This is a genomic window from Rahnella sp. GSA61A, assembly GCF_019969905.1.
Lineage (GTDB): Bacteria > Pseudomonadota > Gammaproteobacteria > Enterobacterales > Enterobacteriaceae > Rahnella > Rahnella aceris.
On record NZ_JAHXYO010000020.1, the window covers coordinates 23608 to 50479 of the forward strand.

Below are 26872 nucleotides of genomic sequence, written 5' to 3' on the forward strand. Positions count from 1 at the left end.
TTTATGAATGGAACAAAAAGCTAATTTCTGCAGTTTACACCCTTGAGAGTGGCGGCGTGTAGCCCGGAGTCCGAATTAGCTGGAAGAATTGTCAGAAGGTGAGACAGGTTTTTTGACCTGAAACTGGCGGAAGAGCTCGCGGCTTTTCAGGGGTTTGCCGCCAAGATAGGGTTTCAGCGCCATACGGGTAAAACGCTTGGCAGCCCGCAGCGTTGAGACATCCGGGAATTCACGGCTGGCCAGTGCTTTCAAATCTCTGCCGGTGAAACTGGAATTATCAATCACCAGACTGGCGATAAAACCTTTTTCTTCACGGTAACGGTACGTCATGGTGTCACTGACTTCTTCACCGCTGCCTGCGCAATGCAGGAAATCCACGCCGTAACCCAGATGATGTAAAAGAGAGAGTTCGAACTGACGCAACGCATACTCAGGAGAACCGCTGGCACTGGCGAGATTTTGCAGACAATTGAGATAATCGAAGAACAACGAAGAGTAATTAGCTTCCTGCTCAAGCACCCGAGAAACGAGTTCATTGACGTACAGACCGCTGTAAAGCATCAGACCAGAAAGGGGAAGTGCCAGGGAGACCGGTTCAGCATTACGCAAGGTTTTCACCTCGCCCCGCCCGCTCCAGCGAACCAGTAAAGGCGTAAAAGGCTGCAGGCAGCCTTTTAAATTGGACCGGCGACCACGCGCACCTTTAGCCAGTATGCGAACCCGCCCTTGTCCCTCAGTGAACAGATCCAGCATTAAGCTGGTTTCACTGTAAGGTCGCCCATGCAAAACAAATGCGCGTTGCCAGCCTTCCATAGGCGCGGACCTTATAAGTCGTCTACATAACCCAGACTGCGCAACGCACGTTCGTCGTCTGCCCAGCCGGATTTGACCTTAACCCACAACTCAAGATGGACTTTCGCTTCAAACATGTTTTCCATGTCATGGCGGGCTTCAATGCCAATCGTCTTGATTTTAGAGCCTTTATTGCCGATAACCATTTTTTTCTGGCCTTCACGTTCTACCAGAATCAGGCCATTGATGTCGTACCCACCCCGTTCATTGCTGACAAAGCGTTCGATTTCAACGGTCACAGAATACGGCAGCTCTTCGCCCAGGAAACGCATCAGTTTTTCACGGATGATTTCAGAAGCCATAAAGCGCTGTGAACGGTCAGTAATGTAATCTTCCGGGAAGTGATGAACCGCTTCCGGCAGACGTTTACGCACCAGAGCCGCGATAGTATCAACATTCGTTCCTTTCTCTGCAGAGATAGGCACGATATCGACGAAGTTCATCTGCTCACTAAGGAATTGCAAATGTGGCAACAGCTTAGATTTGTCGGTGACGTTATCAATCTTGTTGATCGCCAGCAGAACCGGTGATTTCAAATCACGTAGTTTGTTAACCACCATTTCGTCATCCGGAGTCCAGTGAGTGCCTTCAACAACGAAGATCACCAGTTCAACATCACCGATTGAGCTGCTTGCAGCACGGTTCATCAGACGGTTGATGGCCCGTTTTTCTTCAATATGCAGCCCCGGGGTATCCACGTAAATGGCCTGATAAGGCCCTTCGGTATGGATACCCATGATACGGTGACGCGTGGTTTGCGGTTTGCGGGAAGTAATGGAGATTTTTTGCCCCAATAATTCATTCAGCAAGGTAGATTTGCCGACGTTAGGACGGCCTACGATTGCAACAAAACCACAGTAATTCTTTTCTTCGCTCATTCAAGCTCCAGCTGTATCAGCGCTTGTTCCGCTGCCGCCTGCTCGGCTTTACGGCGACTTGAACCGGTTCCTACAACCGGCTGGCTCAAGCCACTGACCTGGCAGTGGATGGTAAACTCCTGATCGTGCGCTTCACCGCGAACCTGCACAACCAGATAAGAAGGCAACGGCAGATGGCGACCTTGCAAAAACTCCTGTAAACGGGTTTTTGGGTCTTTCTGCTTATCACCGGGACTGATTTCGTCTAAACGACTACGGTACCAATCGAGAATCAGCTTTTCGACGGTCTGGATATCACTGTCCAGAAACACGCCGCCAATGAGTGCCTCCACCGTATCCGCAAGAATCGACTCGCGGCGGAAACCACCACTTTTCAATTCGCCCGGCCCTAAGCGTAAGCATTCGCCGAGATCGAATTCACGCGCCATTTCCGCCAGCGTATTTCCACGTACTAACGTGGCACGCATGCGACTCATATCGCCCTCGTCTACGCGAGGAAAACGATGATACAGCGCGTTAGCAATGACATAACTAAGAATTGAGTCACCCAGGAACTCTAAACGCTCATTGTGTTTACTGCTTGCGCTGCGGTGAGTCAGTGCCTGCAATAAAAGCTCCTGCTGTTGAAAAGTGTAGCCCAGCTTCCGCTGAAGCCTGTTTATTACGATGGGATTCATGAGTTACCAATAGACTAAGAATGCGTCAAAAACTTCAGCATACGGAACAGGCCTGCTTCGCCCTAAGCCAATCCAAAGCTGTTTCGTTTGCAGTGGCTCCCTCTGTTCGTCTTAAATTAAAATTTAAAATCAGGGGAGCCAACTTTTATCGCCCGAAAGGATATTCTACAACGAGTGGAAATATAATGCTGCGCTAATAGGCATCATTAAATTAATGAATTCCACCAATACGGCTTAAACGAACACCGGTAGGCCATTCGCCTTCCTGTTTTTTAAAGCTCATCCAAATTGCAGAAGCTCTACCCACTAAATTCTGTTCCGGCACAAAACCCCAATAACGGCTGTCAGCGCTATTATCACGGTTATCACCCATCATGAAATAATGGCCAGCCGGCACCACCCATGTCCCCAGTGGCTGACCCGGTTGCTGATAATAAGCCCCCAGTTGGTCACGTGCACCTGGCACGGTCAGAATACGATGCGTCACATTGCCCAGCGTTTCATTGCGCTGTACAAGACGGATACCGTCTTGCGGCACGTTAGCGGACGGCGGCGTTTCAAAGAAACCACTGCTCGCTTCGCCGCCCGAAGACTGACCAAAAGTCTGCACGAAATCACTGGCAACACCGGAATCATATGTCACAGCCAGCGCGGTGCTGCAATTTTTGCCCGTTTCGCAAGCAGGCTGCACGGTCACCTGCTTGCTGAACGGATCGTAAGTCACCCGGTCACCGGGCAAGCCTACCAGGCGTTTAATATAGTCCACGCTCGGGTTTTGCGGATATTTAAATACCACCACATCACCACGTTTCGGTTCACCGGTTGAGATCAGCTTGGTTTGAGTAATGGGATCTTTCAGGCCGTAGGCATATTTCTCAACCACGATGAAATCACCAATAAGCAGCGTCGGCATCATCGAGCCAGACGGGATCTGGAAAGGTTCATAAATAAATGAACGCACCACAAACACAACTAACAAGACAGGGAATACCGAAGCACAGGTTTCCACCCAGCCCGGTTGCTTCGCCACTTTGTTCAGCGTTGAATCGTCAACAGCACCACCCGTTTCAGCCTTAATTTTAGCAACTTTAGCCCGGCGTGCGGGTGCCAGCTTGAAACGATCAAGGCACCAGATAATCCCTGACACCAGCGTTGCAACCGCCAGAATCAGGGCAAACATGTTAGCCATGCATACTCCCTACGACTCAATAAAGGATTTACTTGCTGTCTTTGCCCACGTGAAGAATGGCCAGGAACGCTTCTTGTGGTAACTCAACATTACCCACTTGTTTCATGCGTTTCTTACCATCTTTCTGTTTCTGCAAGAGTTTCTTCTTACGGCTGACGTCGCCGCCATAACATTTGGCGAGAACGTTTTTACGTAATTGCTTCACGGTTGAACGGGCAATGATGTGAGCACCAATCGCCGCCTGGATAGCAATATCGAACTGCTGACGCGGGATCAGTTCCTGCATCTTCTCAACCAGCTGGCGTCCACGGAACTGGGAATTACCACGGTGAGTGATCAGCGCCAGTGCATCCACACGGTCGCCGTTGATTAGAACATCAACACGTACCATGTCAGAAGTCTGAAAACGTTTGAAATTGTAATCAAGCGACGCATAACCGCGTGACGTTGACTTCAGACGGTCGAAGAAATCGAGTACCACTTCCGCCATCGGGATTTCATAAGTCAGTGCGACCTGATTACCGTGGTAAACCATGTTGGTCTGGACACCACGTTTCTCAATACACAAAGTAATCACGCTACCCAGATATTCCTGTGGCATCAGCATGTGACACTCAGCGATAGGCTCACGCAGTTCCAGAATGTTATTCAGGGCAGGCAGTTTAGACGGACTGTCTACATAGACAGTTTCATTGCCGGTCGTCAGAACTTCATAAACTACTGTCGGCGCTGTGGTGATCAGATCCAGATCGTATTCACGTTCCAGACGTTCCTGAATGATTTCCATGTGCAGCAGCCCCAGGAAGCCACAACGGAAACCGAAGCCCAGCGCGGTAGAACTTTCTGGTTCGTAGAACAGGGATGCATCGTTAAGGCTAAGCTTGCCTAACGCATCACGGAAGTTTTCATAATCATCGGAGCTGACCGGGAACAGGCCAGCGTAAACCTGAGGTTTCACTTTCTTGAAACCCGGCAGCGCTTTGTCAGCAGGCTGACGAGCCAGAGTCAGGGTGTCCCCCACTGGTGCGCCGAGGATATCTTTAATCGCGCATACCAGCCAGCCGACCTCACCGCAGTTCAGAATGTCTTTATCGACACGCTTAGGCGTGAAAATACCCAGGCGATCGGCGTTATAAACCTGCCCGGTACTCATCACTTTAATTTTGTCGCCCTTTCTCATGGTGCCATTTTTGATACGCACCAGAGAAACAACGCCGAGATAGTTATCGAACCATGAATCGATGATCAACGCCTGAAGTGGCGCCTCAGGATCACCTTCCGGCGGTGGTACATCACGCACCAGACGCTCCAGCACTTCTGGCACACCGACACCGGTTTTCGCGGAACAACGAACAGCATCCGTGGCATCGATACCCACGATGTCTTCGATTTCCTGCGCTGCACGATCAGGATCGGCGGCCGGTAAGTCGATTTTGTTCAGAACCGGCACGACCTCCAGATCCATTTCCATCGCGGTATAGCAGTTTGCCAGCGTCTGGGCTTCAACACCCTGACCAGCATCCACCACTAATAATGCGCCTTCGCAGGCAGCGAGAGAGCGGGATACTTCATAGGAAAAGTCAACGTGCCCCGGCGTGTCGATAAAGTTCAGGTGATAAACCTGACCATCTTTTGCTTTGTAGTCGAGCGTCACGCTTTGCGCTTTGATGGTGATGCCGCGTTCACGCTCAAGATCCATTGAGTCGAGGACCTGCGCTTCCATTTCACGGTCGGCTAAGCCACCGCAAATTTGAATAATACGGTCTGACAGCGTCGACTTACCGTGGTCAATGTGGGCAATAATGGAGAAATTTCGTATATGCTTCATTATAAAAGTTTTTCTACCTTGGTATTTCTGAATCATTCGCCATGAACATACAGCGACGGTTTGTAGGTTGGCTGTCTTTCGCCTAAGTCGCAGCATTCTACATGCCAGCACCATGAAAACCTAGTCTCCGCACACCCTAACTCCAGATTATGCGAGCTTTCTCAGGATGAAATCCCCACATTTTCATTTGTTTTCATTACCGGAGCGTCTGTGTGCTTCCTAGGTTTGTCTCAGTCCGGTATTCCATGTATGGGCTTCCTGCCTTTTGGTTTTAGGAAAATCCCCATATACAGAAACGCGTATTGAAACTTAATATATTGTTATAAAAGAAATTACATAATTTCTAACTCATAAAGTTCTCATTCAACTTCTTCCACAAATATCTTTTTTATTTTTAATTCAATCCGGTCACAAGGTTATCAATATGATCAATGAAGGGCGGCTGCTCAGTCAGCATGGCTTTGCCAAAGCCAACTCTTGGATCACTCTGGTCCTGTCTGTGTTGTTGTTGATCGGCGGCGCAGTGCAAATTGCATTTTTGCTGGCCTTTGGCCACACCGCTGAGGGGCTGCATACCGTAATTTTGTCCGCTCTGCTCAGTATTGCCCTGGGGGTGGTGCTCATTCTGCTGCGACGTCTGATACGACCCAATCAATTCTATCAGCTTCATGAAAATGGAATTTTAGTTATAAGCCAAACGGATAAAAAAAATCGTTTTATTCCTTTTGACCGCATCATGGATATATATCGATTCAGAACCGGAAAATACACCCGTCGTATTTTAAATACGATGATCTTCCGTGAGGGAAATAGCAAAACCTGGCATCGTATTACGCCAAACATTGCCAATTCTGAAAGATTAATTGAAGTCATTAAAAACGAACACCTGATGTATCGCGGCCCATGGGCCCTAAACAGGCTGGCTCAGGGGGGAGATATTCTTTTTACATATCTGGTGAATCCACATTGCGGGTGGAAAAGATTTATCGGCGCTAACCTTCTGGCGCTGAACGAAAAAAAGATACATCTGAGCGCGTTGATGTTAACCACCGACGAAGGGAAAATAGTGCCTGTTGAGGATATTCAGTTTATCAGTGGCGGCAGCAACAGCCCGTTAATACGTCTGCTCGATAAACACGGCCGCATCCTTTTCTCTGTAGAGTATACATCGCTTTCTAGCGCAGATCTTTTCATCGCATTGATCGAGCATATGATCCAAAACCGTATACCGGTCAGAAACTAAAAAAATGCCACAGGGTTAGCGAACACTGTGGCATTTTTAAGCACTGTAGGATGCAGAAAGTTAAGAAGGGAGTTTGCTGTCAACCGAATAACGGAAAGCATCAGGAGGCAAACCCACCTGCAAGATGACTGGCTGGTAACCTGCTTTTCCATCGACTTTCGCAGCCAGTGCTTTAGCAATCAGGAAACCTAATCCACCACCCAACACCGCACCAATAACCGCGTATACATCTGCTTTCAGCAAGGCCTGCAACGCACCACCACCCGCAATCACACCAAAGAGCGGCGTCATATAAACCAGCAACGCCGAGCGCAACAGGCTTCCTTCCGGTATCCCCAGTTCAACTTTCTGACCAGGTGCAAGAGGCTCGTTAACGCTGACCTGAAGATTATGTTCAGTCTGCGGCCCTAACTCATTCAATACGCGAGCGCCACACCCTGAACGTGAATGGCAACTACTGCAACCCGCCTGTGTTTCACAACGCAACGTCGCAATACCGTCTTTCCACGACACCACCGTGGCCCATTCTTTCATCATGTAATCACCCTGTATTTCTATTGCGAAGGCAGTTTTTCTGATTAAAAGCTACTTTTCTGAGAAAACGATGCTATCGGCAACACGTTTGGCAGTCGAAGGAGGAAGCTCACCGACGACCGTAATTTCATTGCCATTGCGTATTTCAGTCTGCACAGTTCTGCGCCCTTGCCTGATCAACTGCTCAGAAGGGCCATTAGTTGTTGCACTGACATTGACAGAGAAACTGAACAATCCGTCAGTGTACAGCCGCGATTCTATCGATACGGGCATATTGGGCAAGTTTCGGCGGCTACTTGCCACCTCTGTCACGCCAGCCGGCAGCCATTTTATTTGCCAGTCAAACTTCACCTGCTCAGACGCAGGTAAAGACAGCACAGGCGGTAAACTGGCTTTTTCGAGATCAGAAAGCGTTCCAACAACTTGTTCTCCCTCATCAAAACTGATCACACGGAACTGCTCAAGCGTTTCACCGTCACGATCCAGTAAATCGACACGCATCGGCAATTTCGTCTGCTCATCGATCCATATGACATAACTGAATCGGGTACCATCGCGGGATACAACTCTGATCACCTGACTCAGGCGATCCGCTGTGCGTGCGCGGCCTACGGCGATAAAATCGTAGTATTTGGTCAGAAGAGAAAAATCGCTGAACACGATGGAAGGCAGGGAATCAACGATATGATCGCCATCCAACGTAAAGGGCTGTAAACCGGTCTCAAAGTAGCTGACGTCTTTTCCACGCTGGACAATTTCACGGCGCGGACCATCCATCAGAACCAGTTGAGCGAGGGAAGTTTGATGAGAGACAGCATGACGATAGCGAAAGGAATCAATCCCTTGCTTCGTAATGTTGATAAAACCCATTTCATAATTCAGCGTCTGGGAAGCTTTGCCCATCTCTTGCAGTAACGCCTCGGAAGAAGAATCTGCCGAGGCGATACTTGGAGTAAGCAGGCTGCCCGCAGCTAAACAAACGGCAAACCAAATTTGCTTCATTACTGCGTTTGCGTTCCTAAAGACTGAGTTCCTGGGACCTGAACAGCGGCTTGCTGAGGAGTAACTGGTTCGAGTTGAAGCTGCTCTGAATGCAAGCGACGCTGCAATTCGTAATCCTGCAACATCGCATTAATGCGCTTACGTTGCTCCTGAACATTCTGTTGCCCGCTGGTGGTATTGCCTTCATTTGGCACGCCGAAGCTCACCGGGGAGGCTTTACCCATCATAGGCAACGTATTGAACGCTGGGGTTTCCGGAGAAGCACCCGATGCGTCAGGCTGGTTATAATGCTGAACGCCAACAATCACAGCAAGTGATACACAAGCAGCCACGCCGACCTGAGTCAACTGACTCGCCCAAGGGCGCACCTTCTGCCAGAATGGCATTTTTTGCCAGGTATGAGGCTGAGGTTGTGATTCGGTTGCTGAACCCGGCACCAGTTTTACCGGCTCATTAGCCAGCGCTGCGGCCACACGGTCTGCGATATCCAGATGCACAACGTTCCCAATATCACCACGTAAGGTATCGCGGATCAAATGATAACTCTGCCAGTCTTGCTGAAGCCTGGTATCTGTTGATAACGAACTTAACAGTTCGGTATCAATGGCTTCACCATCCATCAGAGCGGAAAGCTTTTCTTTCTGCATGCCTAAGTATCCTTCCTGTGTCCGTCATCTCTAACGCTGGATGAGCGGTTGAACTTTGTTATCAATTGCTTCCCGGGCACGGAATATACGGGATCTCACCGTACCCACCGGACAATCCATGATGGCGGCTATTTCTTCGTAGCTCAATCCATCCAACTCCCTCAAGGTAATCGCCATACGAAGATCTTCAGGAAGTGCTTCAATAGTACGGAAAACAATCTTCCGTAACTCTTCAGACAACATCAAGTTCTCAGGGTTCGAAATTTCTTTCAGTGCACCGCCACTTTCGAAATTTTCGGCTTCATTCGCGTCGACATCACTGGATGGCGGGCGTCGCCCCTGAGCAACTAAATAGTTTTTCGCTGTGTTGACTGCAATACGATACAGCCAGGTATAAAAAGCACTGTCGCCGCGGAAAGATTCCAGCGCACGATATGCTTTGATAAAAGATTCCTGAACCACATCAGGCACATCACCTTGTGGCACATAGCGGGATACAAGGCTCGCTACCTTATGCTGGTAACGAATAACCAGTAAATTGAACGATTTTTGATCACCCTTCTGGACCCGCTCAACCAGAACCTGATCGGCTAACTGCTCGCTCATCCGAGGTAAAATCTCCCCAAAATCTTCTCCGCGCTTAAAGTCGTACTGCCAGCTTTCATCATTATATTCCTGAGCAAGTACTGCTTGGAGTTCACATGAAACATTAAGTTCCACATCGCCGTTGTTTTTTCTATTGAAGTCTCAAGCCCGTGGCTTTTGCACGGGAGTTTAGGCTAACATGAATTTCCCTCTTCTTCTGCAAACATCATACGTTATGCAACCTTCATCTGAATTTGTTAGCGATGTATTGATAATCGGAAGTGGCGCTGCAGGCCTTTCTTTGGCTTTGCGACTTGCAGACCACTGTCATGTCACTGTTCTCAGTAAAGGCCCGCTCAACGAAGGCTCAACATTTTACGCCCAGGGCGGGATTGCCGCCGTTTTCGACGAAGCAGACAGCATTGCCTCACATGTTGATGACACATTAATTGCCGGTGCGGGCTTATGCGATAAAGAAGCTGTTGAATTTATCGCGAGCAACGCACGTCATTGTGTCCAGTGGTTGATCGACCAGGGCGTACTGTTTGATACCGAAACCAACACAAGCTCAGAAGAACGTTATCATCTGACACGTGAAGGCGGCCACAGCCACCGTAGGATCCTGCATGCTGCTGATGCTACAGGTAAAGAAGTAGAGACTACGCTGGTTGGGAAAGCAAGGGCACACGCCAATATTTGCGTGAAAGAACGCTATAATGCCGTTGATTTAATTACCTCAAGCAAGCTTGGATTGCCGGGGACACAACGCGTCGTTGGCGCGTATGTCTGGAACCGCGATAAAGAGCACGTTGAAACGCTCCGTGCCAAGGCCGTTGTACTGGCCACGGGGGGCGCAGCCAAGGTCTATCAGTACACGACCAATCCGGATATCTCTTCCGGCGATGGCGTCGCCATGGCGTGGCGTGCAGGCTGCCGTGTTGCCAATCTTGAATTCAACCAGTTTCACCCGACGTGCCTCTATCACCCTCAGGCACGTAACTTTCTGCTGACGGAAGCACTGCGCGGCGAAGGTGCCTTGCTCAAACGCCCGGATGGCACCCGTTTTATGCCGGATTTCGATGAACGAGGAGAACTGGCACCGCGCGATGTGGTGGCACGGGCCATCGACCATGAAATGAAGCGTCTTGGCGCCGACTGCATGTATCTCGATATCAGCCATCGCCCGCCGGAATTCATTAAGCATCATTTCCCGATGATTGATGAAAAGCTGCAATCACTGGGTATTGATCTGACCAAAGAGGCGATCCCGATTGTTCCGGCTGCGCATTACACCTGCGGTGGCGTAATGGTTGATCAGCACGGGCGCACCGATCTCGATGGTTTGTATGCGATTGGCGAAGTCAGTTATACCGGCCTGCATGGCGCTAACCGTCTGGCCTCTAACTCACTGCTGGAATGCGTGGTTTATGGCTGGTCGGCAGCAGAAGATATAATTAAACGTCTGCCGCATGCAAAACTGGCGACAAATATTCCGCAATGGGATGAAAGCCGGGTGGATAATTCCGATGAGCAGGTGGTCATTCAGCATAACTGGCATGAATTGCGGCTGTTTATGTGGGATTACGTAGGGATTGTACGCACGACAAAACGTCTTGAGCGTGCGTTGCGCCGCATCATGACGCTGCAACAGGAAATTGACGAGTATTATGCCAACTTCCGTATTTCCAATAATTTGCTGGAATTGAGAAATCTGGTGCTGGTTGCCGAGTTGATCGTCCGCAGTGCCCTGGAACGCAAAGAGAGTCGAGGACTGCATTTCACGCTGGACTATCCTGATCTACAGGAAAATCCGCAGCCGACCATTTTGCAGCCGTAATATTTGCAGCAATGGTATCGGGAAAGTGCGAAGGAACGCACTTTTTGAAAGCCCAGCCATCCGCTAATAATTCAGATAAAAATCAGTAATCAGCGCACAGAATGCTTCGCTGTAAACGCCTTCCGATTTCCGCAGTGCCAGTTCCTCGTCAACCCTTTCAACTGATTGCCTTGATAAGGTCAGCACTAGCCGGTTAAGCGGTTTTCCCGGTCGGTCGCGTACGGCCATCCGCCGTGCACTGAACCAGCCTTTTCGATGAGCCAGAGTTTCAAACGCCAGCCCGATGTCGTACGGCAAAACAACACTAAACAATCCCTCTGGCGTAAGCAGCTTATTTGCGCATTCAAGCAATGCATCGTGCGTCAGAGTTTCGGTGTAACGGGCGGCATTTCGGGCTTCATCGCGACAGGCAACAGCCGATTCAAAGTAAGGCGGATTACTCACAATCAGATCGTATTCAGCCTGATGTTCGCCGGCATAAACATTAATGTCCTGCGCATACACCGCCAGCCTTTGCGCCCAAACTGAGTTGCGGAAATTCTCCTCAGCCTGCGCCGCTGCGGAAGGTTCGAGTTCGACGGCATCAATAACAGTTTGAGCATTACTGCGTTGCGCCAGCATCATGGCAATCAGGCCGCTGCCGCAGCCAATATCAAGAACACGTCGTGCATGGCTAACCGGCGCCGTGGCACCGAGCAGGACACCATCGGTACCGACTTTCATCGCGCATCGGTCATGTGCAACGAAAAACTGCTTAAAGGTAAATCCATTACGCCGTAAAGGGTTTGCAGAACTGACTACTTTTGTCACTAATTTCACCGTAATTACGCCAGCCAACAGGCCTGTAAACGAAAACTGTCGTAGCATAGGGCAAAGAGAAGCAGAGTAAAAGCCACGCAAACCGCTTAAATAGGTGAAGATCGCGTCTAACACGTCTATAATCGGCGCCCCAAGTAGAGGTAGACCATGACTGTAACCACTTTTTCCGAACTCGAACTCGATGAACGCCTGATTGAAGCCCTTGGCGACAAAGGCTATAGCCGTCCTACTGTCATTCAGGCAGAGGCCATTCCGCCAGCAATGGACGGACGCGATGTGTTGGGTTCGGCTCCTACCGGCACCGGCAAAACAGCGGCATTCCTGCTGCCTGCATTGCAGCATTTGCTGGATTTCCCGCGTAAGAAATCTGGTCCGCCACGAATTCTGATCCTCACGCCAACCCGTGAACTTGCTATGCAGGTTGCTGAGCAGGCGCGTGAGTTAGCCAAACATACCGAACTGGATATCGCCACCATCACCGGCGGTGTGGCTTATATGAACCACGCCGAAGTGTTCAGCGAAAACCAGGACATCGTTGTTGCGACCACCGGTCGTTTGCTGCAATACATTAAAGAAGAAAACTTTGACTGCCGCGCAATCGAAACGCTGATCCTCGACGAAGCCGACCGCATGCTGGACATGGGTTTTGCTCAGGACATCGAAACGATTTCCGCCGAAGCACGCTGGCGCAAACAGACGTTGCTGTTCTCCGCAACGCTGGAAGGGGAAGCCATCCGTGAATTCGCAGAACGCATCCTGACTGAGCCGGTGGAAATCGAAGCTGACCCGTCACGCCGCGAACGCAAAAAAATCCTGCAATGGTATTATCGTGCCGACGATCTGGCGCATAAAACCCGGATGCTCATCCATTTGCTGAAACAGGAAGATGTCACTAAATCCGTGATCTTTGTGCGTAAACGCGAGCGTGTGCATGAGCTGGTTGCGTGGTTGCGCGAAGCAGGGATTAACTCCTGTTATCTTGAAGGCGAAATGGTGCAGGTGAAACGTACCGAAGCCGTCAAACGTATGGTTGAAGACCGCGTTAACGTCCTCGTTGCGACCGACATTGCTGCCCGTGGCCTGGATATCAACGACATCAGCCATGTCTTCAACTTTGACCTGCCGCTGACCGCTGATATCTATCTGCACCGTATCGGCCGTACCGGCCGTGCTGGTCGTAAAGGGACCGCGATTTCTTTCGTGGAAGCGCATGACCATCTGCTGCTCGGTAAGATCGGCCGTTACCTTAACGAGCCGTTGAAAGCACGCGTACTGGACGAGTTCCGTCCAAAAACGAAAGCACCGAGCGAGAAAGTCACCGGTAAGCCGTCGAAGAAAGTGCTGGCGAAACGCAAAGAGAAGCAGAAAGCGGATCAGGAAAAATCGAAGGTGAAAGTTAAAGTTCGCCATCGTGACAGCAAAAACGTCGGCAAACGCCGTGTTAAACCTGACGCTGTAAAAGACGCTGCTAAATAAACATCAGCCTGATTTGGTGCAAAGAAAAACCGCCCTGAAGGCGGTTTTTTTATATCCATGAAACTGCTGGAATCTTAAAAGCTCGGAAGCGATTACAGACTTTCGGTGAAAGTACGGGTAATCACGTCACGCTGCTGCTCAGCAGTCAGTGAGTTAAAGCGCACCGCATAACCAGACACACGAATGGTCAGCTGCGGGTATTTTTCAGGATGCTTAACCGCATCTTCCAGAGTTTCACGGCGCAATACGTTAACGTTCAGGTGCTGACCCCCTTCCACACGTACAGTCGGTTGAATTTCCATTGGTACTTCACGGTATTCAAACTGGCCAAGCTCGCTGACAGCAACGATCTGGTCTTCCGCAAAACCCGCTTTTGCACATACGCAGCGCGCTTCCGCTTTTTCATCATCCAGCAGCCAGAAAGAGTTTTTCAGCGCTTCGTTGTTGCTTTTAGTAATTTGGATCCCGGTGATCATATGTTGCCTCCATTGTTGGCTACGATACTGTTAATTGATTGGTGTAAGGTGTGAACGACAACCTGTTTTCCTGTTGTCAGATATAACAGCAGAACACCCCGCATTCTTTGATAAATATCAATCTTTTCCTTGTGGGCATTTCTTACCCTCAGCATATTTATGTTTTATATCAATTTTTCCAAGGCACTGGATTAAATTATTTTTGTAAATTATCAACAATTTTTGCATAGAACGTTAAGTCGCAGATAAACATCAGCAAAAGCGCGTGCGGGTTTAACTCATCGGAATGAGCAGGTAAGCTACTGCCAGTTTAAAATTATCATCAAAAGGAGAGCGTCAATGTCCACCACTCTCACCTGGCATGACGTCATTGGTCAGGAAAAAGAACAACCTTACTTCGTTGATACACTGAAGTTTGTCGCGGCTGAACGCGCTGCGGGCAAAACGATTTATCCGCCGCAACAGGATGTGTTTAATGCATTCCGCTCTACCGAACTGGCAGACGTCAAAGTCGTGATTTTGGGGCAGGACCCTTATCATGGTCCCAATCAGGCTCATGGTTTATCGTTCTCTGTTCGCCCGGGCATTCCGGCACCACCTTCATTAGTGAATATGTATAAAGAGCTGGCCACCGATATTCCAGGCTTCGAACGACCCACTCACGGCTATTTGCAGAGCTGGGCAGATCAGGGCGTCCTGTTGCTCAATACCGTGCTGACTGTCGAAGGTGGTCAGGCGCATTCACATGCCAAACTGGGCTGGGAAACGTTCACTGATAAGGTCATCGCAGCGTTGAATGAAAATCGTGATGGGATCGTCTTTTTACTCTGGGGTTCCCATGCGCAGAAAAAAGGCAATATTATCGATCGCAATCGTCATCATGTATTGAAAGCACCGCACCCTTCTCCGCTTTCTGCCCACCGGGGTTTCCTGGGGTGTAAGCACTTCTCGCAGGCGAATGCCTTACTGGTGCAGCAATGTCTGGCACCAATTGACTGGGTGCCCAGATTGCCGGAATAACAAAAAAAGAGGCACCCGCAAAGGTGCCTCTTCCATTATGTCAGTCTGCTTAAAACAGAATCAGGCTTTGGCTTTAGAAACCGCAACCATTGCCGGGCGCAAAAGACGGCCGTTCAGCGTATAACCCTTCTGCATCACCATCATTACGTGATTAGGTTCCAGCTCGTCGGATTCCATCATAGTCATCGCCTGGTGCAGTTCAGGATTGAATGGCACGTGGATATCAGCCACCACTTCCATACCGAACTTGCGAACAGCATCCAGCAGGGATTTCAGGGTCAGCTCGACGCCTTCAATCAGACCCGCCAGTTCTGAATTCGATTTATCAGCCAGATCCAGCGCACGTTCCAGATTATCGATTACCGGCAACAATTCGCCAGAGAATTTCTCCAGAGCGAATTTATGCGCTTTCTCTATATCCTGCTCGGTACGACGGCGGATATTTTCCACTTCCGCTTTCGCACGCAGCAAGCTGTCACGCTCACGCTGCTGGAGTTCTTTCAGCTGCGCTTCCAGTTCAGCAATACGTTCATCGCGCGGGTCAACGACATCTGCCGCCTGAGTTTCCGCTTCCGTATGCAGCTCTTGTTCCTGATTCAGTTCTTCAGAGACTTGCTCGTCAGGTGTCTTATGTTCTTTACTACTCATGAATCTCTCCGCGTTTTAGCATTAATCTTGCTAGTTGGCTTATTATGGGGATCAAAACCGGGGTTTCAAGGTTTGGTTTTTAATGAAACCGGTCATAATGCAGGAGTCATCACACCCTGCTGAGGATAACCACAGCGATGAATAAAAAATTTGAGTGCATTGGGATTGTCGGACACCCTCGCCATCCTTCCGCACTTGCCACCCATGAAATGCTTTACCACTGGTTAATCTCAAAAGGTTATCAGGTGATCGTCGAACGTCAGGTGGCACAAGATTTAGCCCTGGAAGGCGCACAAACGGGCAGTCTGGCTGAGATCGGCAAGCTGGCGGATTTAGCCGTGGTCGTCGGCGGTGACGGCAATATGCTGGGTGCGGCGCGCGTTCTGGCCCGCTATGACATAAAAGTCATCGGCATCAACCGGGGTAATCTTGGCTTTCTTACCGATCTGGATCCGGATAACGCTTTGCAGCAACTCGATGACGTTCTGCAGGGTGAATACATCAGCGAGCAACGCTTCCTGCTGGAAGCCATGGTGCGCTGCAAGGACCAGCAATGTCGCGTCAGTACCGCCATCAATGAAGTCGTCCTTCATCCGGGAAAAGTCGCGCACATGATTGAATTTGAAGTCTATATTGATGACAAATTCGCTTTTTCCCAGCGCTCCGATGGTCTGATTATTTCGACACCAACCGGTTCTACCGCATATTCACTCTCAGGCGGCGGTCCGATCCTGACGCCGACGTTAGAAGCTATCGCACTGGTGCCGATGTTCCCACATACCCTTTCGGCGCGCCCGCTGGTTATCAACAGTAGCAGCACGATTTGTCTGCGGTTTTCGCATATGAGCAATGACCTTGAAATCAGCTGCGACAGCCAGATCGCTCTGCCGATTCAGCCGGGCGAAGAAGTGGTTATCCGTCGCAGTGAGTTTCATCTGAATCTGATCCATCCGAAAGACTACAGTTATTTCAATACATTAAGCACAAAACTTGGATGGTCAAAAAAACTCTTCTGATCTGATAAAAATAATTCGCCAGCCCCTTTACTGTATATAAAACCAGTTTATACTGTATGTAATTACAGGTCTGTTGTTATGTACAGGAAGGTGATCATGCTGGCGCAATTAACTATCAGTAACTTTGCCATTGTCCGTGAATTAGAAATCGATTTTCATGCAGGTATGACGGCCATCACCGGTGAAACCGGTGCCGGTAAGTCCATCGCGATTGATGCGCTTGGGCTTTGTCTGGGCAATCGTGCCGATGGCAGCATGGTGCGTCTCGGTGCCAGCCGTGCAGATATCTGCGCGCGATTCACCTTAGCGGATACCCCTTCGGCGAAACACTGGCTGGCTGAAAATCAGCTTGATGAAGGGCTGGATTGCCTGTTGCGCCGGACGATCAGCAACGATGGCCGTTCGCGTGGCTTTATCAACGGCACGCCCGTTCCCCTGTCACAGCTCCGTGAACTGGGCCAGCATTTGATCCAAATTCACGGACAACACGCCCATCAGCTTCTGCTCAAACCTGAGCATCAGAAAGCTTTACTCGATGCTTATTCGGATCAGCCCTTACTGCTGTCTGAGATGCGCAAAGCTTACCAAAACTGGCATCAGAGCTGCCGCCAGCTGGCACAATATCAACAGCAGATGAGTGAGCGAGAATCACGCCGCCAGTTGTTACAATACCAGTTGAAAGAGCTGAATGAATTTGCTCCTCAGGCAGGTGAGTACGAGCAAATTGATGAAGAATACAAACGTCTGGCTAACAGCGGGCAACTGCTTTCACTCAGCCAAAATGCGCTCTATTTGCTGGCTGATGGTGAAGAACAGAATATTATCAGTCTGCTCTATAGCGCCCGCAATCAGCTTACTGAACTCGCAGAACTCGACAGCAAAATGAATGATCTTATCGTCATGCTTGATGACGCGTCCATTCAGGTCAGCGAGGCCAGCGATGAATTACGCCATTACAGCGAACGCCTGGACATGGATCCAAACCGTCTATTCGAGCTGGAGCAGCGTTTGTCGCGCCAGATGAATCTGGCCCGTAAACATCACGTCAGCGCTGAAGATCTTCCTGAACTGCATCGTCAGTTGCTTGAGGAACAGCAGGAACTGGATGATCAGGAAACCAATCAGGCAGAGCTGAGTGAAGCGGTGCAACGCCATTACCAACAAGCCGTCGCGGTTGCTGAACAACTGCACGAAAAACGTCAGTATTTTGCTGATGAGCTAACGCATCTGATCACCCAAAGTATGCAGGCACTTTCCATGCCACACGGTAAATTTAAAATTCAGGTTCAGTTCGAACCAGAACATTTAAATATGGAAGGCGCAGACCGTCTCGAATTCCAGGTCACCACCAACCCGGGGCAGCCGCTTCAGGCTCTCGCAAAAGTAGCTTCCGGTGGCGAATTGTCGCGTATTGCGCTGGCTATCCAGGTTATCACGGCACAGAAAATGGAAACTCCGGCGCTGATCTTTGATGAAGTGGATGTCGGTATCAGTGGCCCGACGGCTGCGATCGTTGGCCGCTTGTTGCGTCAGTTAGGCGAATCAACGCAAGTTATGTGCGTCACTCATTTACCTCAGGTTGCAGGTTGTGGTCATCAGCATTATTTTGTCAGCAAAGAAACTGATGGTGAAGTGACTGAAACCCAAATGAATCGCCTTGATAAAAAGGCGCGTTTGCAGGAACTGGCACGTCTGCTGGGCGGAAGTGAAGTGACCCGAAACACGCTGGCCAACGCAAAAGAGTTACTCGCAGCGTAAAAAGCTCAACTTTTTTACAGTTCAGCGGTCATACAGGTGCCCCGCAAAGGTTTCAAACTGATGAAAGGTCTATTATCATCGGCATCTTATGCCCTAAAGGAATGTAATGACTATGCGCTGTAAAACGCTAACTGCCGCCGCTGTAGCTCTTGTAATGCTTACTGCGGGCTGTTCCACTCTGGAAAAGGTGGTTTATCGGCCTGACATCAATCAGGGGAACTACTTGTCTCCTGCTGATGTTCAAAAAATTCATACCGGTATGACTAAACAACAAGTTGCTTATGTTCTCGGCACGCCGATGCTACACGACCCGTTTGGCAGTAATGTTTGGTATTACGTGTTCCGTCAGGAACCAGGCCATGAAGGTATCACTCAGCAGACTTTAACGCTGACCTTCAACGAGTCTGATACACTGACCAACATCGACAACAAACCTAAGTTGAGCGATCAAAAGTAAATCGCCCGGTGTGATGGTCTCTGGTTACCGCCAAAAATCATCTTTCAGGGTAAAAAAATAAGGCGCCTGAGGCGCCTTATTTTTTAGAACGTTCGGCGCGTATACGCCGTAACTCTTTCGGATCTGCAATCAGGGGCCGATAAATTTCAATGCGATCACCATCACTGACTGTATCCGCAAGCTTTACCGGCCGGCTGTAGATGCCTAACTTATTCTGTTTGAGATCGATATCCTGACGCAGCTCAAGTAAACCGGAAGCCTTCACTGCCTGTTCGACACTGCTCCCCTCCGCCAGTTTTACCGTTCGCAGATACTGACGTTCCGGCAACGCGTAGACCACTTCAACGCGGATCTCAGACACTGTAGACCTCTTTCGCGCGTAGAGTGAATGCCTGAACCATACTGCCAGCCAGTTCTTTGAAGATTTTACCGAATGCTAATTCAATCAATTTATTTGTAAATTCAAAATCAAGACTGAGCTGAACTTTACAGGCATCCGGGCTAAGTTCGATGAAATCCCATCCTCCGGTCAGCTTACGGAACGGACCATCCACCAGTTGCATATCAATGCGTTTGTTGCTGATTAACGTATTTTTGGTGGTAAAAGTTTTACTGATGCCCGCTTTGGAAACATCAACCGCTGCGGTCATCGACGTATCGCTGTTTTCCAGGATACGGCTGCCGGTACAACCAGGCAGAAATTGCGGGTAGGCGTCGACATCATTCACTAAGGTGTACATCTGCTCCACGCTGAACGGCACAAGCGCAGAACGACTTATCTGTGGCATATCATTTTCCAGGTGTCATAAAACGTACAGATAATACCATTTATCCGCGCGGTAATAAAAACAACGAAGCACAGGCTGCCACAAACAGGAAAAACTCCCGACTCTCACTGCGTGGGGATTTCAATCGGCATCGCTTACAGTATAATAAGTATCACTATGACAAAGAAAAAAGCACATAAACCCGGTTCCGCGACTATCGCGATGAACAAACGCGCTCGCCACGAATATATCATCGAAGATGAATTTGAGGCGGGGCTTGCTTTGCAGGGATGGGAAGTCAAATCGATGCGCGCTGGTAAAGCAAACATCACTGACAGCTACGTCACATTCCGCGACGGTGAAGCCTTTTTGTTTGGCGCAACCATTCAACCTCTTAACGTGGCGTCCACTCATATTGTGTGTGACCCGACCCGTACAAGAAAATTACTGCTCAACAAGCGTGAGTTAGAAACGCTGTTCGGTAAAGTCAGTCGCGATGGTTACACCGTCGTCGCGCTTTCCATGTACTGGAAAAATGCCTGGTCGAAAGTGAAGATCGGTCTGGCTAAAGGTAAGAAAGAGCACGACAAGCGCGATGACATTAAAGATCGTGAATGGAAAGTAGACAAAGCACGTATCATGAAGCACGCAAATCGCTAAGCCTCTGGCTTAGCTTGGTGTTTTGCTGGTATACTACGAAATAGTACTTGGGGCTGATTCTGGATTCGACAGGATTTGCGAAGCCCAAGGAGCATGCCGAGGGGCGGTTGGCCTCGTAAAAAGCCGCAAAAAAATAGTCGCAAACGACGAAAACTACGCCCTAGCAGCTTAATACCCTGCTTAGAGCCCTCTCTCCCTAGCCTCCGCTCTTAGGACGGGGATCAAGAGAGGTCAAACCCAAAAGAGATCGCGTGGACACCTTGCCTGGGGTGAAAGCGTTAAACCCAATCAGGATAGTTTGTTAGTGGCGTGTCCATCCGCAGCTAACCGGCGAATGTAAAGATTGGACTAAGCATGTAGTGCCGACGGTGTAGTAATTCTGGACGGGGGTTCAAATCCCCCCAGCTCCACCAAATAATGATCCGGTTATTACCAGATAAGTCCGGAGAAGTCCTGAAAGCCCGCATCCCTTCTAGGTTTGCGGGCTTTTTTGTGTCTGTAGAAGTCCGAGATCGAGAACATTCCTGTTCAGGAGCTGAAAGCATGCACACTTATTCAGGTGTTAGAGCCAATCAAAGCACGTGGAGCGTTAGAAGCTGTCGGAAGGTTAGTTCAGCGCATCAATGAGATAATGATTTATGCGGTGAATGTGGGATTGATTGAGGCGAATCCAGCTTCAGGTATAGGTAATGCTTTCGAACGCCCGAAGAAGCAGCACATGCCTACAATACGCCCTGCAGAAGCCTCAGCAATAGCTTGGTCAGAGACCGATATCGAGAACAAGCAGTAGTGTATTCCAGCGGAACGTATGAAGGCAAAACGTGATCATATAGCCCCTCTCTCAGAACAAGCTTTAGAGCTGCTGGAAATCATGCCTCCAATTAGCGGGAATCGTCAGCACGTTTTCCCTAGCCGAAAGGTCGGGCTGTGCCGCAAACGTTGAAAGAGTATGAGATTGAATTCTTGAAGAAAAAGACCAATCCGGGTCTGCAAACCAATCTGATCTTAAGTGAAGACTGCGAGACAGACTGGTTGCCAATGTGCGAAATCAAGAATGCTTAAAAAGAAACCGGCTCAGGCCGGTTTTTTTCATTGAGAAGTAGTAACTGGTCACTTGAAGTGATGAGTTATGGGCAGTTCAGGGCAAACCAATCACCACATAACATAATGAAATTAAACAAAAAAACAAAAAGTGAACACTGTGAACAGTTTTTATATAAATCTTTTTTCTGATGTTCAAATTTTTGCCTTCTTAGAGGCTCTTCCAGTCAGGCAACTTGTTGGACCGCTTGCGCCAATAGTGGAATAACGCCATGAATAAACCAAACAGCAAACCGGCAAAGAGGGCGATGAATACCGCATGCAATACGCTGAAGCCTTGATTTTTCCAGATAGTGAACCACATGAAAATGCCCCATATAGGGCTGTACCAGGCGGCGAAGAACATCGTATTAAGCCAGAAAGGGGCAAACGGAGGCGGTGGCATTTTACTCCCCATTTTCCAAAACAAGCGTAAGATGGGGGGCGCATAATTGCTCCGCCACATCTTTTTATTTTCCATCAGGTCTATTGCCTTTTTCTTCTTTTCTTCAAATACCATCATCTGACTCCTTTCATTAGATACCAATAAAGACTTTCTAATAATATGCCTTATTCAACGTAAGCCATTAGAGTGAAATAAACTAAACACTCAGCCTCCTATATCAGAATCAGAGCAGCCAAAATCATCGTGAGAAGCACCTCAATAATCGGTTCAAACCGGAATTTTGCATTTTTTGGCCAACGGTTCATTGTAAGTGACCAGTCAGGGCAATCTCATCACCATTTAACCATTTGAAAAATAAAGTAAACACGTAATGGACAGTTTGAACATTTTATTCATAAATATTTTTTTGCTCTATGCCTGCATTTGATTTAGACTTTTCTTAAATTAGATAAGACTAAAATAAAATATGAAAAATACCGACCTTGAATTTTTGCAAGATAGTGCGGCTCAGGCGACCAGGCTTCTCAAGTCCATGAGTAACGTTAACCGACTATTGATTCTTTGTACTCTCATTGACTCACCGGGAACTTCAGCAGGTAATCTAAGTAAACTGACAGGATTAAGTCCTTCAGCCACATCGCAGCACCTGGCGAGAATGAAGGAAGAGGATTTGATTGAATGTTCCATAGATGAGCAACGAAGAAATTATTTCATTAAAAATGAATCGATTAGAAAAGTTATCGCAACGTTAAAGGACATTTACTGCCCTGAGGATTTAAAATGAGCACAAGAACTGTAAGTCCTGCAGAAGCACATGAACTCATGAAAAATGGCAGCACTCTGATCGACATTCGGGAGCCTGCTGAATTTCTTCGAGAGCACGTTCCTGGAGCTATCTCTTTTCCACTATCCGATATTTTGTTGGGGAAAAAAATCAAGGACCTGCCTGTAAATCATCCTGTTATTTTTCACTGTTTGGCGGGTTCACGCACAGCTCAAAATGAAGATGCGCTGGTCAGAACAGCAGACCCGGCAACAGTTTTATTGTTGTCTGGCGGCATTAATGCCTGGAAAAATGCAAATCTTCCGACGATTGAAGACAAGAAATATCCTCTTCCAATCATGAGGCAAGTTCAGATTGTAGCTGGAATACTTATCCTCGCAGGGGTATTGATGGGATACGCAATAGATGAAAGCTTCTTTCTATTATCGGGGTTCGTCGGTGCAGGCCTGCTTTTTGCTGGTGTAAGTGGTTGGTGCGGAATGGCAGTTTTGCTTTCCAAAATGCCATGGAACAAGCTTAAGCATTAAAGATTGGGTATACGTTTAGGTATACAAACAAAAATTGAATTCAATTTTTTACGGAAACCCGGCAATGGCTGGACAAACTGGAGTGAATGAAAGTTACACGCTGAAAAAAGGTCCGTCGGGGTGAATTCATCAGTGAGCTGTTCTGATAAAAGCTGAATATCAGTATTTTCATAGTCCAACATGGACCTCACTGATTCCCACGGCGTATTTTGTACCCAATCTGGTAGGGTCCCACGTACATCGTCGAAGCTTTTAATCAAAAAGTCGTAAGTTTCTTTAAAATTAATTTTCATTAAAATAAAAAATTATGTACTTTCGGCTTTTAATAAAAAAACGAGAAGGCACAAATATTTTTAAAAACAACCACATCCCTAATCTTCCTGCATCCAAACCAATATGATTCAGGAGAATAAGCCATGACATCATCTAATGTTAAGGTTCTACGCTTACCCGCTGTCGCGCTCAAAATGGGTCTTTCCAGATCCACAATTTATGACCGGATGAACCCAAAACCTCCCCGCTTTGGCCCAACGTTTCCAAAAACAAGGTCTTGAGGGAGTCAGTTGGTGGGATGGCGAGAGGCTGATCGTGAGTTCAGCCCCCCCAATAATCACATTTATTTATAATTGACAGCCAAAACATTTATTTAAATGATGCGAGCACCTTTATTATTTAAATACACATGGTTAAGGGTAAGTTTAATTTACTCATTCTTAATATATAATTAAATACTATGCAAATAATGCAAATGATATAAAGGCGCGTATTTCTTGCATCCTTGTTAATAAACGAGTTTATAGACAAATTAGGAAGTCACCTATGCGCTTAAATAAATTAACTAAAGCAATCCTGTTTTCTGCTATTGGATTCCCAATAATTTCGTCTGCCGCCACTGTGACGGCAAGCGACCAGACTAACACCTTCTCCGGCCTCGATTACTCAATGATGATCACCAAAGATGGTGGTCACACCTGGACTGCGTATACCAACGCATCGCAAAACAACTTCCCAGGTACTGTCTTAGCACAAGTCGCGCCAAAACAGGAACTGGCTATTATTTCTGAGGATTACGATCCAAACCGCACCTATAAAGGCGGCGATACCGTTCGCTTCCTGGGATACTACTGGACTGCACAATGGTGGGTTGACCAGGGTATTAGCCCGGGAACCGATCCAGTATGGGTATCCGGTGATGCTATTAACATCAAGCCTTACATCAGCTTCCAGTTCACGCCGTATACCGGCCAGGACGCTATCGATCTGCAGAACCGTGAAAAAGCCAACGTAGCTGCACAGCGTAAAGTGATTGGTTACTTCCCGGAATGGGGCGTGTATGAAGCCCATAACTTCTTTACCCCTGATAAAGTGGACTACTCTGGTCTGACCCACCTGAACTACGGTTTTGCGGTGGTGAAAAACGGTGTGGTGACCATGCATGACACCGATAAAGCCCCAGGACTGATTAAAGACCTGGATAAACGGACTGAAGCGGCCAACGTGGCGCATATGATTTCTGTCGGTGGCTGGAATAACTCCCAGGAAGGTGTCTTCGAAGCGGCAACCGCCACGGATGCAGGTATTGAGAAACTGGCCAACAGCATGGTCAGCTACATGGCACAATGGCATTTCGACGGCCTCGACATTGACTGGGAATATCCGAATACCGAAGCTGAGAAAAACCAGTTCACTAAACTAATCCAGTCGCTGCGTACCAAACTGGATGCGCAAGGTCTGAAAGATGATAAGTATTATCAACTTTCTGCGGCGGTCACCACTAATCACAACAACATTCAGTTCATCAACCCGGCGGTAACCACGCCATTGCTGGATAGCGTGAACGTGATGGCGTATGACATCCACGGTGCCTTCGATCCGCTAACCGGTCATAACGCACCGCTGTATGAAAACAGCCATGATGAAGATAAAGATCTGAACGTGGCTGACACCATGACGGCCTATGTCGAAACCTGGAATGTGCCGAAAACCAAGCTGATGATGGGAATCCCATATTATGGTCGTGGCTGGGGCCATGTGCCGGGTACAGAACTCATTCCTGGTTTGCCGGGCATGTTTAACACCGGCGCGGCAACCGTAAAAGGTGCATGGGATGATGCGGATCAGTTTACAGGTACCAACCCGTGGTATGTGCTCAAGCAAAAACTGGCCAGTGGCGAATACACGCGCTATTGGGACCCAGAGTCACACGTTCCGTATCTCTACAGCAAAACCAAGCAAGAATTCCTGACCTATGACGATCCGCAGTCCATTGATGAAAAAGTAGATTACATTCTCGATCAGGGCTTCGGTGGTGCGATCCTGTGGGATATCAGTGGCGATACTCCGGAACACGAACTGGGTAATATCGTTAAAGAAGTGAAAAACACGCCGCTTCCGGATGATTCCGATGTCCCAGTACCAGATGAAGATCCGGTTATCGATAAGACCGATCTGAAAGCTATTCTGGTCAGCGTGGATGATGGTCAAACACGTGTTTACATGAATCTCGATTCCAGCAAAATTACGAGTGGCACGGCATATACAGCCTATGTTGACGGGAAATATCTTTTCGGCACAGAAGGCACTCACTATTACTACAGCAACAAGAAAAGTTTAGGTAAAGAAGCTTCATTCCGTACAGGGGATGTTGAAAGCCGCCTGGCAGTAGGTTCTGTCATTTCGGTCAAACGTGAGTACCCGAATCAGGCTGTTCTTGGTCAGATTACGGTCACGCAGGATATGCTCGACGGTAATAACCCGGTGATCTCTGATGGCAGCGTGAAGTCGATGAGTGTGTCGAAAATCAATAACGTGCCGTATATTTTCGTTGATTTTGATAAAGAAAAACTCCACAGCGCAGATGGTTCTTCTTATGTTGCTAAAATCGTTAATGATAGCAAGAGAGGCAACTATATTTTCAACTGCGATAATGGCAAATGTGATTACAGTACCGAGACTGTAGATGGCGCTATTTCACACGTTAAGTCGGATGAAAAAGACATTTCTATCGGTGAAACCATTGTCATTCAGCGTGTGTCACCTAATCCGGCAGTTGTGGCCCAAATGGTGGTCACCAGCTTTGAGCCAGAACCGCAGCCAGAACCGCAGCCAGAGCCTGTGACCGGTCTTAAAGTCACCCTGTTCCAGAACGCTGGTTATACTGGCGATAGCCTGGAAGTCACTGGGGACATCGATTGCTTAAACGGTGTTAAGATGAAAAACGGTACTGACGCCAATGATCAAGTGTCGTCCTTTACGATACCAGAAAGTTCGTTGGGGGTGCGTTTATTCACAGAATGTCAATTCAAAGGAACTTCGAACCTATTTCCATCTTCATCTCAATATGATCTGACCAGGTATCTCAGCGAAATGAACAAAGCAGTCTCCTCTGTTCAGGTCGTTAAAGCAGAAGCTCGTGAAGCAAGCTATGATCGTGGCGGGTTCTTACAGATTTACGGGGATATTCCACGGCTCAGCGCCGAAAAAAGGGGCGATTATAGAGATACTTACGATAATGTCATCTCCCAAATAGAGGTTGCTGAGGGTTATACCGTCCGCCTGTATTCTGAGCGTGACTATCAAGGGTCTTATGTTGATGTGAAATCAGGTCAAAAGATTCCCGACCTTAGCGCAGTGTCATTTGATAACAAAGCCTCTTCATTAAAAGTCTTCATCGATAAAGCCAAGTAATCTTCCATGAACGGTCTTT

General features: G+C 48.3%; 27 protein-coding genes, 1 other RNA gene and 1 pseudogene. 14 read left to right on the forward strand and 15 right to left on the reverse strand.

The features are described from left to right. Positions 1 to 75: 75 nt before the first annotated feature. The 5 genes from recO to lepA form a co-directional block, all read right to left on the reverse strand. Positions 76 to 813: a DNA repair protein RecO gene (gene recO, locus LC431_RS20830; protein ID WP_013576717.1), complete on the reverse strand. Its 738-nt coding sequence runs from the start codon at positions 811 to 813 to the stop codon at positions 76 to 78. A gap of 11 nt (positions 814 to 824) precedes the next feature. Then, positions 825 to 1730, reverse strand: coding sequence for a GTPase Era (gene era, locus LC431_RS20835; protein WP_013576718.1), 906 nt, complete (start codon positions 1728 to 1730; stop codon positions 825 to 827). Further along, positions 1727 to 2407, reverse strand: coding sequence for a ribonuclease III (gene rnc, locus LC431_RS20840; RefSeq protein ID WP_015698392.1), 681 nt, complete (start codon positions 2405 to 2407; stop codon positions 1727 to 1729). The genes era and rnc overlap by 4 nt, the downstream gene beginning before the upstream one ends. Positions 2408 to 2618: 211 nt before the next feature. Beyond that, positions 2619 to 3596, reverse strand: coding sequence for a signal peptidase I (gene lepB, locus LC431_RS20845; RefSeq protein ID WP_013576720.1), 978 nt, complete (start codon positions 3594 to 3596; stop codon positions 2619 to 2621). A 28-nt stretch (positions 3597 to 3624) separates the two neighbouring features. Beyond that, on the reverse strand, positions 3625 to 5424 hold the full coding sequence (gene lepA / locus LC431_RS20850) for a translation elongation factor 4 (protein ID WP_037036754.1): 1800 nt from the start codon (positions 5422 to 5424) through the stop codon (positions 3625 to 3627). Between the two features lie 424 nt (positions 5425 to 5848). On the opposite strand from lepA, the gene LC431_RS20855 reads away from it, so the two are divergent. Next, positions 5849 to 6667: a hypothetical protein gene (locus tag LC431_RS20855; RefSeq protein WP_112151743.1), complete on the forward strand. Its 819-nt coding sequence runs from the start codon at positions 5849 to 5851 to the stop codon at positions 6665 to 6667. 60 nt (positions 6668 to 6727) lie between these two features. On the opposite strand, the gene rseC is transcribed toward LC431_RS20855, so the two are convergent. The 4 genes from rseC to rpoE are packed head-to-tail and all read right to left on the reverse strand — an operon-like array spanning position 6728 to position 9456. Further along, positions 6728 to 7204 carry a SoxR-reducing system protein RseC gene (gene rseC / locus LC431_RS20860; protein ID WP_013576723.1) on the reverse strand — a complete coding sequence of 159 codons (477 nt, stop codon included), beginning with the start codon at positions 7202 to 7204 and terminating at the stop codon, positions 6728 to 6730. 48 nt (positions 7205 to 7252) lie between these two features. Next, on the reverse strand, positions 7253 to 8203 hold the full coding sequence (gene rseB / locus LC431_RS20865) for a sigma-E factor regulatory protein RseB (RefSeq protein ID WP_013576724.1): 951 nt from the start codon (positions 8201 to 8203) through the stop codon (positions 7253 to 7255). Further along, positions 8203 to 8850 carry an anti-sigma-E factor RseA gene (rseA, locus tag LC431_RS20870; RefSeq protein ID WP_013576725.1) on the reverse strand — a complete coding sequence of 216 codons (648 nt, stop codon included), beginning with the start codon at positions 8848 to 8850 and terminating at the stop codon, positions 8203 to 8205. The genes rseB and rseA overlap by 1 nt, the downstream gene beginning before the upstream one ends. Positions 8851 to 8880: 30 nt before the next feature. Then, the gene (rpoE, locus tag LC431_RS20875) at positions 8881 to 9456 is read right to left on the reverse strand and encodes an RNA polymerase sigma factor RpoE (RefSeq protein WP_013576726.1); all 576 of its coding nucleotides are present in this window, start codon (positions 9454 to 9456) and stop codon (positions 8881 to 8883) included. Positions 9457 to 9670: 214 nt separating this feature from the next. Here rpoE and nadB point away from each other — a divergent pair, with 214 nt between their 5' ends. Beyond that, positions 9671 to 11272, forward strand: coding sequence for an L-aspartate oxidase (gene nadB, locus LC431_RS20880; RefSeq protein WP_015690322.1), 1602 nt, complete (start codon positions 9671 to 9673; stop codon positions 11270 to 11272). Between the two features lie 63 nt (positions 11273 to 11335). Here nadB and LC431_RS20885 read toward each other — a convergent pair whose 3' ends face one another. Beyond that, entirely contained in the window at positions 11336 to 11995 is a 660-nt protein-coding gene (locus LC431_RS20885; RefSeq protein WP_223510307.1) for a tRNA1(Val) (adenine(37)-N6)-methyltransferase, read from the reverse strand. Positions 11996 to 12238: 243 nt separating this feature from the next. Here LC431_RS20885 and srmB point away from each other — a divergent pair, with 243 nt between their 5' ends. Further along, positions 12239 to 13567, forward strand: coding sequence for an ATP-dependent RNA helicase SrmB (gene srmB, locus LC431_RS20890; RefSeq protein ID WP_015698402.1), 1329 nt, complete (start codon positions 12239 to 12241; stop codon positions 13565 to 13567). Between the two features lie 92 nt (positions 13568 to 13659). Here srmB and grcA read toward each other — a convergent pair whose 3' ends face one another. Next, positions 13660 to 14043, reverse strand: a complete 384-nt coding sequence (grcA, locus tag LC431_RS20895; RefSeq protein WP_013576730.1) for an autonomous glycyl radical cofactor GrcA — start codon at positions 14041 to 14043, stop codon at positions 13660 to 13662. A 339-nt stretch (positions 14044 to 14382) separates the two neighbouring features. Between grcA and ung the strand changes: the two genes are divergently transcribed. Further along, positions 14383 to 15063: a uracil-DNA glycosylase gene (ung, locus tag LC431_RS20900; RefSeq protein ID WP_112150831.1), complete on the forward strand. Its 681-nt coding sequence runs from the start codon at positions 14383 to 14385 to the stop codon at positions 15061 to 15063. 60 nt (positions 15064 to 15123) lie between these two features. Here the strand turns inward: ung and grpE are convergent, their stop codons facing one another. After that, positions 15124 to 15711 (reverse strand): nucleotide exchange factor GrpE, encoded by a 588-nt coding sequence (gene grpE, locus LC431_RS20905; RefSeq protein ID WP_013576732.1) that lies wholly within the window; start codon positions 15709 to 15711, stop codon positions 15124 to 15126. A gap of 137 nt (positions 15712 to 15848) precedes the next feature. Here grpE and nadK point away from each other — a divergent pair, with 137 nt between their 5' ends. The 3 genes from nadK (at position 15849) to bamE (ending at position 18942) form a co-directional block, all read left to right on the forward strand. Continuing rightward, on the forward strand, positions 15849 to 16727 hold the full coding sequence (nadK, locus tag LC431_RS20910; protein WP_013576733.1) for an NAD(+) kinase: 879 nt from the start codon (positions 15849 to 15851) through the stop codon (positions 16725 to 16727). Positions 16728 to 16823: 96 nt separating this feature from the next. Beyond that, positions 16824 to 18485, forward strand: coding sequence for a DNA repair protein RecN (gene recN, locus LC431_RS20915; RefSeq protein ID WP_194286502.1), 1662 nt, complete (start codon positions 16824 to 16826; stop codon positions 18483 to 18485). A 112-nt stretch (positions 18486 to 18597) separates the two neighbouring features. After that, positions 18598 to 18942: an outer membrane protein assembly factor BamE gene (bamE, locus tag LC431_RS20920; protein WP_015690323.1), complete on the forward strand. Its 345-nt coding sequence runs from the start codon at positions 18598 to 18600 to the stop codon at positions 18940 to 18942. 76 nt (positions 18943 to 19018) lie between these two features. Here the strand turns inward: bamE and LC431_RS20925 are convergent, their stop codons facing one another. Further along, positions 19019 to 19303, reverse strand: a complete 285-nt coding sequence (locus tag LC431_RS20925; RefSeq protein WP_037036745.1) for an RnfH family protein — start codon at positions 19301 to 19303, stop codon at positions 19019 to 19021. Then, positions 19296 to 19730, reverse strand: a complete 435-nt coding sequence (locus tag LC431_RS20930; RefSeq protein WP_013576738.1) for a type II toxin-antitoxin system RatA family toxin — start codon at positions 19728 to 19730, stop codon at positions 19296 to 19298. The genes LC431_RS20925 and LC431_RS20930 overlap by 8 nt, the downstream gene beginning before the upstream one ends. Before the next feature lie 156 nt (positions 19731 to 19886). Between LC431_RS20930 and smpB the strand changes: the two genes are divergently transcribed. The 3 genes and pseudogenes from smpB to LC431_RS20945 all read left to right on the forward strand — a co-directional run. Next, positions 19887 to 20369 (forward strand): SsrA-binding protein SmpB, encoded by a 483-nt coding sequence (smpB, locus tag LC431_RS20935; protein WP_013576739.1) that lies wholly within the window; start codon positions 19887 to 19889, stop codon positions 20367 to 20369. Between the two features lie 49 nt (positions 20370 to 20418). Further along, positions 20419 to 20782: a transfer-messenger RNA gene (gene ssrA / locus LC431_RS20940) on the forward strand. Positions 20783 to 20880: 98 nt separating this feature from the next. Beyond that, a pseudogene (locus tag LC431_RS20945) lies at positions 20881 to 21285 on the forward strand (integrase); the annotation flags it as partial. 336 nt (positions 21286 to 21621) lie between these two features. Here the strand turns inward: LC431_RS20945 and LC431_RS20955 are convergent. Further along, the gene (locus LC431_RS20955; RefSeq protein WP_013576740.1) at positions 21622 to 21969 is read right to left on the reverse strand and encodes a DUF6404 family protein; all 348 of its coding nucleotides are present in this window, start codon (positions 21967 to 21969) and stop codon (positions 21622 to 21624) included. Positions 21970 to 22321: 352 nt separating this feature from the next. Between LC431_RS20955 and LC431_RS20960 the strand changes: the two genes are divergently transcribed. The 4 genes from LC431_RS20960 (at position 22322) to LC431_RS20975 (ending at position 26853) form a co-directional block, all read left to right on the forward strand. Beyond that, positions 22322 to 22639, forward strand: coding sequence for a helix-turn-helix transcriptional regulator (locus tag LC431_RS20960; protein WP_015690325.1), 318 nt, complete (start codon positions 22322 to 22324; stop codon positions 22637 to 22639). Then, the gene (locus LC431_RS20965; RefSeq protein WP_112150846.1) at positions 22636 to 23166 is read left to right on the forward strand and encodes a rhodanese family protein; all 531 of its coding nucleotides are present in this window, start codon (positions 22636 to 22638) and stop codon (positions 23164 to 23166) included. The genes LC431_RS20960 and LC431_RS20965 overlap by 4 nt, the downstream gene beginning before the upstream one ends. Before the next feature lie 416 nt (positions 23167 to 23582). Beyond that, positions 23583 to 23720: an AlpA family phage regulatory protein gene (locus LC431_RS20970; RefSeq protein ID WP_081481102.1), complete on the forward strand. Its 138-nt coding sequence runs from the start codon at positions 23583 to 23585 to the stop codon at positions 23718 to 23720. Positions 23721 to 23985: 265 nt separating this feature from the next. Next, entirely contained in the window at positions 23986 to 26853 is a 2868-nt protein-coding gene (locus LC431_RS20975) for a glycosyl hydrolase family 18 protein (RefSeq protein ID WP_013576743.1), read from the forward strand. Positions 26854 to 26872: the final 19 nt, after the last annotated feature.